The organism is Pseudovibrio sp. JE062 (genome assembly GCF_000156235.1).
Lineage (GTDB): Bacteria > Pseudomonadota > Alphaproteobacteria > Rhizobiales > Stappiaceae > Pseudovibrio.
In genome coordinates this window covers 101,223-112,070 of sequence record NZ_DS996809.1, presented here as the reverse complement: position 1 = coordinate 112,070, position 10,848 = coordinate 101,223, and the positions used below count along the sequence as shown (strand labels likewise).

Below are 10,848 nucleotides of genomic sequence, written 5' to 3'. Positions count from 1 at the left end.
TCAAGATCCTCAGAGGTGAGCGCACCAGAGTGGACAGGTTCATCTGCAGCACTGTTCAGGCTTGGCAGAAGCTGACCAGCGGCAACTTCATCAAACGGAATCGCTTCAATAGCGTCCTGAGCGGAAGGCAGGGCTGCATACTGGGTTGGCTGAAGGCCTTCACTATCACTGTCGCTGAGATAGTTATAGGTCAGCCGGGCAGCCTCCTTGGCTTTCAATCCAACGATCGTAATGACTGAACTTCCCATCTCACAGGCGTTCGGGTTGCGATCACAAAAGCCACCCAGATCCTGCACTGTAGACTGCGCAGCAAGGTAGACCTGAACGATCCCGATGGAAGGCGCGTCCTCATCACTTCCGGTCCCGATAGGGAGCAGAAGGAGAACAAGTCCAATCCAAAATGTAGTTCTAAGCAAAAAGAACATTGGCTTCGCCCAAAGGTTTCAATCACGCCGAAAAGGCCGGTAACTTTTACATAGTCGCTTAACTTATTGAAACCATAGGGTTTACTCTCAAATATAACATATATTGTTCTCGATAAAATTGAATCAAATTTTATTTAAATTGAGAACCTGCTGAGTTTTATGCGTATTTCTCGTCTACACAGACTTTGGGGAAGCTGAGATATAATTAACAGGCAGTAAATAAAATTTCTCGCTGGGGCAGTTAAGTTCACGCGAAGACAGAGAAACATGTCATTTGAAGTTCAACCTGTGCGGCTAATAAGCGTTTCTTTAAGCAAAACTTGATAGGAACAGAAGGACTGGAAAACCGAAACTCAGCCTAATTTAACCCAAGGTTTTATGATGGTTCTCGGTGGGCAGCGGCCTATTCAAAGTGGACTTGTAAAGAGGAGGGCGATATCTCTAACTCCTCAGGAATACACCAGCTAGAATTGGTAGTTGCTGACAATACTGGTAACACAAAAAAGCGTTGAAAGAGGTAGTGCTTAATGGTGGGGCGAAAGCCAAACGGCAAAAAAGCGAGAAAAGCTGCGGTTCCTGCGGGTGCAGCACAAGCTCAGCCAGATGGTGAGTACCAGATGCACGTGCACTACGATGAAGACGGCGTTTTTTATGAGAATGGTGAAGTTGACCATGCTGCCGTCGCGAATGCTGCCTCCAAAAAGTCGGCAGGCATGAGCAAGCTGTCAACACTCGTCCTTATGGCGTTTGTTGGTATGGCATCACTCATTGCAGTCAATGCCGCCTTCCTACAAGACACCAAGCACCCATCTCCAATCATGGCAACGCGCGTCTCCGAAAGTCAGTTGGACAGTTCAGAGCTCGTCAGAGCGACGCAGAGGTTGAAGCAACAGGAGCTTGTGGCTGAAGTTCAAAAAGAACTCCGCCGTCTCGGCGTATATCCCGGCAGTCTGGATGGTCAGTTCGGTCCGGCGACAGAACGCGCTGTGCGTGCCTACCAAAGACAACGCGCCATGAGCGAAACCGGTCAGGTGACCGAAGCTCTGCTTGCGCGCTTGACCATGGACTTTGATGCCTTCACTCCGTCCCCCAATGCGTCCGCTGCTGAAAGTGCCGAAATCCCTATTCCGCGCGCAAGTCCTGAGCAGATTCAGGCCCTAACGCAAGGTGGCTCTAATCTGACTCAGGTGTCTGGCCAGACCGATGTGATGACAGAGCGCATCAAGAAGCTTCAACAAACTCTGGCTGATTTGGGATACGGCCCGCTCACTATTGACGGTATTCCTGGCGGACAAACGTCTTCCGCAATCGCCGCTTTTCAGCGTGATAATGCGTTGAAAGTGGATGGCCAGATGAGTGAAGCCTTGTTCTCCAAGCTCGCCGCAGTCAGTGGCACGCGGATTTAAGCAGCAGTTTCAAGAAGAAAGACAATCTGATGCGAGTAACCTCTGAGTTCTGGGTCGCAGCCTACACGCGCCGTTGTTTTGCAGAAGGTGCGTTCGCTGGTGTTCGCCGCAAAGGGGCGCAGGAAGCTGGAGCCATCTTCATCATTGTCGATCGCTTGGATTCCACATATGACTTCTACGGTCCTGCGCCGCAGTCTTTCTTTGATGAAGAAAAGCCACTGGATCGGGAATTCGAATGCCTGATGGAAAAGGCATCCCGAGAGGATATTGAATCCAAGCTCACACGCGAAGAACGCATGGATCCTGACTTCTGGGTCGTTGAAGTGGAAGATAAGGAAGCACGCAGCTTCCTGTCACTACCGAAAGAGCCGGGGCCTGAGGATCTGTTCTCAGGCTTTTAGTGTTGCAAGCTCAGCATGATAATGAGAAGGCCGCGTCAAGGATGTGCCTTGCGCTTTAAGCTCGCGAACAACCGTCTCAGTTGCTTCAAAGATGCTGTGATAGCGTGGCTGACCAACCGTTCCACTCCAACTGCTGATGAGCTGTCGCGCAAGCTTTTTGTTCACGCCAATGGCAGCTTTTTGCAGATCTCTCATGCGATCAGTATCAACGAGTGTTCCCCAAAAACGTACAAGCAGCTGATCTAGCATACGGGAAGAAAATCCAAGCCCGACGAGCATAACTATAAATCCGTCAGGGTTCGTATGCGTACAGCACTGGTGCACCTGTTCCGGTGTGAGCCGACAAGTATGCGCAAGCTGGCCAACCATGCTGGTGTGCCCGTACTTCAATCCGCGTTGGCTCAACTCAAAGCACTCTTCTTCAGAGAGCGGCTCAATAACGTCTGTTGAAGCGTCAGGATCTGTCAGGCTCTCTTTCAGATCCGCGAAGGAGGAAATCGGTGCCCTTTCCAGAAAGAGGTCTACCAGATCATCCTGAGCTTCATCTGCAGGTGCTGCAGGGTGCAGAGGAGTAACTTTGCTCTTGGAATTGAGAGCAACGTACTCTCCGATCATCTGGTCATGGTCATTTGCAAGTGCTTTCATCACGGCCTCCGGAGCATGAGAGATCGGGCACAACAGGTGCGCTACCTTCAGTCGACTGGCCGCAGAGACCGATGACAGGTGCTGCAGCGCTAACTCTTCATACATATGAGAGCTTGCATGAGAATGGCCGGTTTGAGCAAAAGCCTCTGTTGCTGCAATTAAGAGTTGAGACCTGTCTTCCATGAGTGAAGGAACCTGTATACGCAAAACAATTGATTCATCGATGTTTTTCGCTTCCGCCAGAAATACGGGGCGGCGCATATGACATCGAACAGAATTACTAGCTAAATTTAGGGGCAAATGCTTTACAGCTCATTAACTGAAACTCCGCTTAACTGGAGGCTGGAAGAACCAAGAGATTGACCGGTAAATGTGCCAGAGGACAAACGATGGGTACACTTCATGATCTAGTCACCGAGCGCTCGCGAAGGCAGCCTTTGCAGATACGCCGCGCTTATGATCGACAGGCTTCATCTGCTCAGATCCATATCTTTCCCGGTGTCTATCAGATGCCGTCCGGACTGACCTGCCGCAAGCGGATGGGTACTATTCGTGTTGTAGAAGAACACTCGGAATACGAGAGGGACTAGCTTCTCACGTTTTTTGCCTGTATCTCCATTGCTGTTGGCAGTGGGAAATGAGTCATGGGCGAAATCGGGAAATCAGAATTGATGGGCAAGGGGGATAACTTTGCATATCTAATTCGTGATGCAGTTCGCTATGCAACACCAATGCGCCCCAAACGTGCCCTAGCGACCACTCTTCTGGTCCTGTCTTCAACCAGCCTGCTGCTGGGCGCATGTGCCAAACCTACGGGCGATTTTGGCCGGGCCAAACCCAATATCCTGCATGATCGTGTTGCTGAAGATCTGGGAATGCTCTACCGCTACTCCCAAAAGCAAGACGTCTCCAACCTCAATCTGACCGATCAGGAAAAAGAGCTGCGGGACCGTGGTTGGACACTTGTGGTACCACCGGCTTCTGAGGACTGGATTGGAGCGAACAAAGCACAGTTGCAGCGGCAGGGGTTTCTGAATGATCCATATGCTGCAGTCAATCCGGCCAACTATTACGTCTACCTGCGCTCAGATAAATACCGTTCCAGCGAGACACGTTATACCCGGTTAATCGATGACATGAAGTCTGATCAAAAGCTCTTGCTGCCGTTCTGCCAGATCGCGCGGCAGGTTCTTGTCAGCGACCATGAACGGCTGGAAGCTCTGAACCGCCAACAGGACGTCAATCCAGAGTTTGCAACGGGCGTAAAGGCGCGGGTACGCGAGAACAAGTCATTCGTGGACTGGGTCCTGCGCGCCACCGGACGACGCCTGCAAGCCTACCAGATCGCCATCAACGCGCTGGAAGTGGAAACCCCGTCAGCTCAGCAGATCTGGGACGCCAGCAAAGGCTACGAGCAGCTCCGCCGTACTTACGAAGAGCTGCCGTCCAAATGCTACGCGGAAGTCAAAGGGAAGCCGGAAAAGGTCGAGCGACCATCCCGCATTTTCTCCGGCTGGGGACTGGAACGAGCCGCACCGCAGAAATAACCTCGCGGTTAAACTCTCGGCAAGTCTGAACAGGTCGCAGAGCGCAATGCCTCTGAGATTTGCGGCAGATACGCATTGGAGGGCACAAACGCGCGGAACAGGGCAAAGCCCTTTAGCTCATTCGTCTCAACCACAATCATCTCCTCAAGATCCTCAGGTGGGTTCTCACGCAGGATAGAGAGCTGCTGCGGTGTCAGCACCAGCATGCGTACAGCCTCGCCCTCAGAGGTCTTGTCGTTGAGGCTGTAAGTCACCTGTCCTTTTTCGTTAAACAGGCCGAGAGACCAGAACGGAGAGGGGGCGTAGGTGCGGATGATCAGTGGGCCATTTTCAAGGGAATAACGGCAGATCGCATGGCGCATAGATGGATCAAGGTCCGGCAGTGGCTCACTGCGCGGCAGGATTGGCGGCAACATCTGGAAGCTGCGATCCGCGCCAAAATCACCAACACGTTCATAAGGGGAATGAGGAACGTAAGCGGGCACGCTCAGAACAATCGCCACATGGATTATCCCCGCAACAAGCAAGCCGCCAAAGCCCCACAAAATCCAGCGTGGGGAGATGTAAAGGTCCTGCAGCTTTTTCAGGAAGTCATTCATTTGCAGCTCACCAGTTCAACAGCAGGCATCACAGGAGCGCTCAAACCGGCACCCGTCGTATAGGGGATATCGTAGAGCCGCATGGCAAACACCAGCCCGTTATTCCCCCCGGTCGGCAACCAGTTGCCCGGACGTGCTTCAGGAGAAACCTGAATAGCAAACGCACCGGTGTGATCCGTCAGGATGCCATGACTGTGCAGGGATGCACGCCCCGCATCTGTCGCAAGCAGCTCCAGAGCATTGTTCAGCGCGGTGATCGTCCAGAGCCGTGTAGCAGGCACTCTGCCGGCAATTCTGTAGTTACACTGGGGGTCTAGCGCTCGTCCGCTGTCATCAAAAGCGGCGTAAAACGCAATGCCTTCACCGCTGCCAAGTGGAACACGGCCCGTCCGCGCAAAGATCGCCGTACTGTAAGGATCGCTGTCCACCGTGCCTGCATGCGGATGAGCAACCCACACGCCACTTTCCAGTGCGCTGAATGGAGAGCCACGGTTTAGAGAGAGATAAGCGCTGCCTATCCCCACAACCAGTGCGATGAGGATCGAGAATAAAAACGGCCCGAACGAGAAGAAGGGCGCTTTGTAAAGCAATGGCGAGATGTGAGGCCAAGGCTTTTGCCAGGAGGTTTCAGCATCATAAATCTGGGTGGTTTCCGGTTCAGGAACCGCCACCAAAGGCATGTGAGGGGTGTGTGTCATCGGGTATAAGTCACATCCGCCTGAGCGCCAGACCCCAGCTGAGCCTGCACGTTTGACTGAGAAATACTATTGAATGGAAGCGAACGCAGTCGTTCACCCAGCGCTTCCAGAACCTGCTGTGAAGTTCTGTTGAGCAGCTCCGGTGGGCCGGTCACTTCCACATCACTAAGACCATTGGCGGCAATAACGTCCTTGCCTTCAGGTGGCTCCACACCGGGCATAGCTTTCAGCTCCAGCCCCTGGTGCGCATACTTCATAAAGTTGCCCCAGGTCATAGCCGGAAGGCTGCCACCGGTCATGCGGCGGGTGGAGGAGAAGTCGTCGTTGCCAAACCAGACAGCGGCGGCCAGATTGCCTGTGTACCCCACAAACCACGCATCGCGGTAAGCCTGTGTGGTGCCGGTCTTGCCCGCAGCCGTAATCCCCTCCAGCTGTGCACGGCGGCCTGTGCCACGTTCCACCACGTTGACCAGCACATCATTCATCATGGCCACCTTCTCAAATGGCAGAATTCTAAGTGAAGGGCCTGCATCGCGGTCGTGATTGTAAAGCAGCTCGCCCTTGGAGTTACGCAGCTCCAGCACCGCGTAAGGGTCAACCTTCTTCCCGCCAGCTCCGAAGGACGCATATGAGCTTGCCATGTCCAGAACCGTCACTTCAGAAACGCCAAGCGGCATCGCACGGGTGATTTTCAGTTCGCTGTTGATGCCCATCATGTAAGCAGTGGTCGCAATTTTATCGCGCCCGATGGCCTGTGCCAGACGAACCGGGATGGTGTTGATGGACTTTGTGAGCGCCGTTTTCAGCGTCACTGGGCCAGCGTAACCGCGGGTATAATTGCGCGGACTCCAGCCGCCAATACTGATCGGACGATCGGGGACAACACTCTCGCTCTCATACCCGTTCAGGAACGCTGCCATGTAAACGAACGGCTTGAATGAAGAGCCCGGCTGGCGCAGCGCATCTGTTGCACGGTTGAACTGGCTTTCATCATAATCACGGCCACCTACCATGGCGCGAACGGCACCTTCAGTGGTGATAGCTGCCAGTGCCGCTTCTTCTACACCGTAACGATCACTGTACTGGCGTAAAATGCTTTCGATCTGGCTGACTGCTTCGCGCTGGAAGCCCGGATCAAGAGTGGTGCGAACGGAAATAACCCTGTCATTACTAAGCTCTGGGTACTGCGCAGCAAGGTCTTTCACTTCTTCAAACGCCCAGTCGAGGAAATGGTCCGGTGCCTGGCTCTTTGTCCGGTCAACGGGTTCTGCCGGGTTGCGGCGAGCGCCAATAACCTGTCCCTCGGTCATGAAGCCAGCCTGCACGATATTCGTCAGAACCTCATTGGCACGGGCACGGGCGGACGGCAGGTTTTTATGCGGAGCGTATTTGGACGGCGCCTTATAAAGCCCTGCAAGCATTGCAGCTTCTGCCAGAGAAATTTCGCGTACGTCCTTGCCGAAGTAAAACTCGGAAGCCGCTGCCACACCAAATGTCCCCGCGCCCATGTAAGCTCGGTCAAGGTACAGCTTGAGGATTTCTCGCTTCGTCAAGTTCATCTCAAGCCACAGGGCGAGATAAGCCTCTTTGATTTTGCGTTGTAATGTGCGTTCGTTTGAAAGGAACAGGTTTTTAGCGAGCTGCTGTGTAATTGACGAACCACCCTGCACAACAGAGCGGGCTTTCACGTTGGCAACCATGGCTCGGAAGGTACCAACGAAGTCAATTCCCAAGTGATCAAAAAACCGCCTGTCCTCGGTAGCAAGGGTGGCCTGGATCACGTGGTCGGGAATTTCGTCCAGCGGAATTTTATCGTTCAGCAAGATGCCGCGTTTGCCGAGTGGGTTTCCGAACCGATCAAAAAAGCTCACGGAGAAATCGGAGGTGGTTCTCCAGTCGGAGCGGTCGGTCGCCTTGAAGGCCGGTTGAGCGAAGGTCAGCACGATGAGGAAACCAAAGGCGCAGTAGGTCAGGCCTTCAGAAGCAAGGCCGGCGATGTATTTGGCTGGTCCGCGCAGCGAAAAGCGGCGCATGAAAGCGGAGTACTCGCGAAAGAAAACACCCAGAAACTGGGAGGTGTGCCACAAAGCAGAATCCAGCCAGGCATCGGTTGCAAGCATGCGCTGGGATAGATCCTGAAGGGTAAAAGAGCGCTCCTTACCCTTTTTTTTCACCTTTTCAGCAGAATTTTCCGTGACATTCTGCTTTTCGCTGTTATCAGAGTTCTCTTCCAAACTGATTACCCGTAGTACCGGTCACACCCCTGAATACGCAAGGGGGACAATGAACCAAACCGAAGAACTAAGCGCAGCGTATTTCCGAAATTTCGGAAAAGAAGACGCTTCAAAATGACCTACTCGCGATATTCCCATCGGAATTTTGCAATGAGAACGACATAAATGGTATCCGTAAACTCTGAGAGTCACCGCCCTTTCTGGCAGACCAAAACCCTTGATGAGATGACCCATGAAGAATGGGAAAGCCTCTGTGATGGATGTGGACGCTGCTGCCTGAACAAGCTGGAAGATTGGGACACTGGCGCAATCTACTGGACAAACGTCGCGTGCACTCTGCTTGATGGAACCACATGTAGGTGCAAAAACTATGAACGGCGCTTCGACACCGTGCCCGACTGCGTTCAGCTTTCGCCGGAAACTGTAAGAACTTTGAAATGGTTACCGCCAACATGCGCGTATCGTCTAATCCGTGAGGGCAGGGACCTGTACTGGTGGCATCCGCTTGTCTCCAAAGATCCGCAGAGCGTGCATGACGCTGGAATCTCCGTAAAAGACAAAACCATCAGCGAAGATGGAATGGAGCCAGAAGAGTTCGAAAATTATCTCGTCGACTGGCCTGATGAGGAATATACCAGAGACTGATCCTGCAAAATACGTTTATTTTCAATTACTTCTCCACAGGGGAGAAGCGGGAATAAGTCGAAATTCAAAAACTGTAAAGCCAGCGCAGGGCCACATTGCTCTGCGCTTTTTTAAGTGTCCCATCAAAGCCTTACAGCTTTCTTTATTCAAAGTTGAACAAATTCGATCCTAACGTGAAACGGGGATAAGTGTCCATGCCTCTTTGGGTGGCTTCTCTTAGGAATATAATCTTGACAGCGCACCGCTGTTTTGATAGGGTTTTGGCATGCTAGAGAAAGTGTGAGTGACGCCGACGAGGCCTCTTACAGCTTTCTGATCGCACGACATTTTAAAGTTCTGACCAGCTGCTCCTTGTTTCAACGGGCGGCTTTTTTTGTGCCTGATTACAGCGTATCGCCGAAAAGTGGATGCCGGTTTTCGGAGAACGATACGCGAGCTGATTTAAAGGAGGGGAGATGGCAGAGGAACAGGAACCTCAAGAGGATGAAGAACAGGCAGCGCGGCTGCGTGTGCCGTTAGAGGTCTGGCAGGTGGTCCGCCGCATGGTGGAAGAGGAGGCGATATCCATCGCTGATATCGCCCGCAAGACTGGCCTGCCAAGCAGCACCATCACCAGCAAGATCAGACGGGAAGGGTGGCTGCGCAAGTGGGAGCTGGCCCAGCAACTGGCCAGCTCCGGAACAGAAGAGCGCAAACGCCTGATTGCTCGTCTTTATACTGCCTTTGAGAAACAGGTGAGCGCGCTGGAGGCCAAGCTGAAAAAGCTCAGCGGAGATCCACAATCGGCAGCGGGTGAGATGGACGCCACCGCAAAGGCAATCACCAGCCTCGCCAAAACGCTGGATATGCTGATTGATTTGCAAGAGGCCCATGGTGCGGACAACACGGAAGAGGTGAGTGATGACCAGATGCGACAACAGCTTTCGCAGCGCATTGCAAGCTTGTGTGGCGCAGGGCAAACTTCATGAGTTCATCGCGTCGCTGAGCCAAGCTGAACTGAGCTTTCTTCAATATAACTGGCAGGTCTTTGCCCATGCCCATCAACGCCCACCAGAAGGCCACTGGGCCACATGGTTGCTCATGGGGGGGCGCGGTGCAGGCAAAACCAGAGCAGGGGTAGAATGGGTGCGAGGTAAGACTGCGGGCGAGCCATGGGCAGGTCCACCAGCTGGCAATATTGCACTTGTGGGACAAACCTATGCGGATGTGCGGGAGGTGATGATCGAAGGAATTTCCGGCCTGCTCGCCGTGCATCCACCCAACCAAAAGCCACAGTGGAACCCATCGCGCCGTCGTCTGGAATGGCCCAACGGTGCAATTGCGAGGGCCTTCTCCTCTGAGGATCCGGAGGCCCTACGCGGCCCACAGTTCGATGCGGCCTGGTGTGATGAAGCGGGCAAGTGGAGCAATGCAACAGAGACGTTCGACATGCTCCAGTTCGGCCTGCGCCTTGGCACGCAGCCGCAGCAGCTGGTGACCACAACGCCAAAATCCACTCCACTGCTGAAAATGCTGCTGCAGGATCAGCGAGTGGTGGTGACAAAAGCGGGCACCAAGTCCAACGCCGCCTTTCTGGCCGAAGCCTTCCTGCAACAAATGGCAGAGCGATACGGCGGTACCCGATTAGGCAGGCAGGAGCTGGATGGTGAGCTGATCGAAGACCGCGAAGACGCCTTGTTCGCCCGCAAATGGTTCGAGATGAACCGCGTCCGCCACGTACCAGAGCTCAAGCGCATCGTCGTTGCCATCGATCCGCCTGCTACATCAGGCAAATCGGCAGATGCCTGTGGCATCATCGCGGCAGGCATAACGGAAGCAGCTGAACTGTTCGTCCTGCGAGACAGAACCGCCCAGGGCCTGCGCCCCGCTGCATGGGCAGATCAGGCCATCCGGCTCTATCATGAGTTGGAAGCAGACTGCCTGCTGGCGGAGGTTAATCAGGGCGGGGAAATGGTACGCGAGGTGATCGAAGGCGTGGATGCCAGTGTGCCCGTCAAATCCGTCCACGCCACTAGAAGCAAACGCCGCAGGGCGGAACCCGTAGCGCTGCTGTATGAGCAGGGCCGCGTGCACCACTGCGGTGTGTTTCCGGAATTGGAAGATGAACTTGCAGATTTCGGTTCTGGTGGTTTGAGCAATGGAAAATCGCCGGACAGGCTCGATGCACTGGTCTGGGCGATCACGGAACTGAACCGCCGCCCCACAGGCAAACCACGCCTGCGCAATCTTTAAAAACATCAATAGCATC

At 53.7% G+C, this 10,848-nt stretch carries 12 protein-coding genes; 7 read left to right on the top strand and 5 right to left on the bottom strand.

Annotation, left to right across the window (positions count from 1 at the left end; all coding sequences use genetic code 11):
* A partial coding sequence (locus PJE062_RS26540; RefSeq protein WP_050773917.1) for a DUF5330 domain-containing protein occupies positions 1–425 on the bottom strand: 425 nt, incomplete at its 3' end.
* A gap of 527 nt (positions 426–952) precedes the next feature.
* Between PJE062_RS26540 and PJE062_RS12875 the strand changes: the two genes are divergently transcribed.
* Both PJE062_RS12875 and PJE062_RS12870 read left to right on the top strand, forming a co-directional pair.
* Positions 953–1,831, top strand: a complete 879-nt coding sequence (locus tag PJE062_RS12875; RefSeq protein ID WP_008549993.1) for a peptidoglycan-binding protein — start codon at positions 953–955, stop codon at positions 1,829–1,831.
* A gap of 29 nt (positions 1,832–1,860) precedes the next feature.
* Positions 1,861–2,232 (top strand): DUF1491 family protein, encoded by a 372-nt coding sequence (locus PJE062_RS12870; protein WP_083416537.1) that lies wholly within the window; start codon positions 1,861–1,863, stop codon positions 2,230–2,232.
* Here PJE062_RS12870 and PJE062_RS12865 read toward each other — a convergent pair.
* A complete protein-coding gene (locus PJE062_RS12865; protein WP_208982296.1) occupies positions 2,221–2,877 on the bottom strand; it encodes a hypothetical protein in 657 nt (218 codons plus the stop codon). The two genes, PJE062_RS12870 and PJE062_RS12865, sit on opposite strands and share 12 nt — an antisense overlap.
* A gap of 389 nt (positions 2,878–3,266) precedes the next feature.
* On the opposite strand from PJE062_RS12865, the gene PJE062_RS26370 reads away from it, so the two are divergent.
* Positions 3,267–3,467 (top strand): hypothetical protein, encoded by a 201-nt coding sequence (locus PJE062_RS26370; RefSeq protein WP_157039162.1) that lies wholly within the window; start codon positions 3,267–3,269, stop codon positions 3,465–3,467.
* 54 nt (positions 3,468–3,521) lie between these two features.
* On the top strand, positions 3,522–4,424 hold the full coding sequence (locus PJE062_RS12860) for a hypothetical protein (RefSeq protein WP_008549611.1): 903 nt from the start codon (positions 3,522–3,524) through the stop codon (positions 4,422–4,424).
* An 8-nt stretch (positions 4,425–4,432) separates the two neighbouring features.
* On the opposite strand, the gene PJE062_RS12855 is transcribed toward PJE062_RS12860, so the two are convergent.
* The 3 genes from PJE062_RS12855 to PJE062_RS12845 are packed head-to-tail and all read right to left on the bottom strand — an operon-like array spanning position 4,433 to position 7,955.
* Positions 4,433–5,023, bottom strand: coding sequence for an N- anchored protein (locus PJE062_RS12855; RefSeq protein ID WP_008549767.1), 591 nt, complete (start codon positions 5,021–5,023; stop codon positions 4,433–4,435).
* On the bottom strand, positions 5,020–5,721 hold the full coding sequence (locus PJE062_RS12850) for a DUF1214 domain-containing protein (protein WP_008549504.1): 702 nt from the start codon (positions 5,719–5,721) through the stop codon (positions 5,020–5,022). Before PJE062_RS12850 ends, PJE062_RS12855 begins: the two co-directional genes overlap by 4 nt.
* The gene (locus PJE062_RS12845) at positions 5,718–7,955 is read right to left on the bottom strand and encodes a transglycosylase domain-containing protein (protein ID WP_008549630.1); all 2,238 of its coding nucleotides are present in this window, start codon (positions 7,953–7,955) and stop codon (positions 5,718–5,720) included. The genes PJE062_RS12850 and PJE062_RS12845 overlap by 4 nt, the downstream gene beginning before the upstream one ends.
* Positions 7,956–8,120: 165 nt before the next feature.
* Here PJE062_RS12845 and PJE062_RS12840 point away from each other — a divergent pair, with 165 nt between their 5' ends.
* The 3 genes from PJE062_RS12840 (at position 8,121) to PJE062_RS12830 (ending at position 10,832) form a co-directional block, all read left to right on the top strand.
* Positions 8,121–8,600, top strand: coding sequence for a YcgN family cysteine cluster protein (locus PJE062_RS12840; RefSeq protein ID WP_008549935.1), 480 nt, complete (start codon positions 8,121–8,123; stop codon positions 8,598–8,600).
* Positions 8,601–9,055: 455 nt separating this feature from the next.
* Complete coding sequence (locus PJE062_RS12835) at positions 9,056–9,568, top strand: hypothetical protein (protein WP_008549484.1); 513 nt, start codon at positions 9,056–9,058, stop codon at positions 9,566–9,568.
* Positions 9,546–10,832 (top strand): DNA-packaging protein, encoded by a 1,287-nt coding sequence (locus PJE062_RS12830; protein ID WP_008549752.1) that lies wholly within the window; start codon positions 9,546–9,548, stop codon positions 10,830–10,832. Before PJE062_RS12835 ends, PJE062_RS12830 begins: the two co-directional genes overlap by 23 nt.
* Positions 10,833–10,848: the final 16 nt, after the last annotated feature.

What these genes read in the sequence shown, in the direction of transcription:
- PJE062_RS12875 (WP_008549993.1), top strand. Translation starts at nt 953, where the DNA reads ATGGTGGGGCGAAAGCCAAACGGCAAAAAAGCGAGAAAAGCTGCGGTT.
- PJE062_RS12870 (WP_083416537.1), top strand. Translation starts at nt 1,861, where the DNA reads ATGCGAGTAACCTCTGAGTTCTGGGTCGCAGCCTACACGCGCCGTTGT.
- PJE062_RS12865 (WP_208982296.1), bottom strand. Translation starts at nt 2,877, where the DNA reads ATGAAAGCACTTGCAAATGACCATGACCAGATGATCGGAGAGTACGTT.
- PJE062_RS26370 (WP_157039162.1), top strand. Translation starts at nt 3,267, where the DNA reads ATGGGTACACTTCATGATCTAGTCACCGAGCGCTCGCGAAGGCAGCCT.
- PJE062_RS12860 (WP_008549611.1), top strand. Translation starts at nt 3,522, where the DNA reads ATGGGCGAAATCGGGAAATCAGAATTGATGGGCAAGGGGGATAACTTT.
- PJE062_RS12855 (WP_008549767.1), bottom strand. Translation starts at nt 5,023, where the DNA reads ATGAATGACTTCCTGAAAAAGCTGCAGGACCTTTACATCTCCCCACGC.
- PJE062_RS12850 (WP_008549504.1), bottom strand. Translation starts at nt 5,721, where the DNA reads ATGACACACACCCCTCACATGCCTTTGGTGGCGGTTCCTGAACCGGAA.
- PJE062_RS12840 (WP_008549935.1), top strand. Translation starts at nt 8,121, where the DNA reads ATGGTATCCGTAAACTCTGAGAGTCACCGCCCTTTCTGGCAGACCAAA.
- PJE062_RS12835 (WP_008549484.1), top strand. Translation starts at nt 9,056, where the DNA reads ATGGCAGAGGAACAGGAACCTCAAGAGGATGAAGAACAGGCAGCGCGG.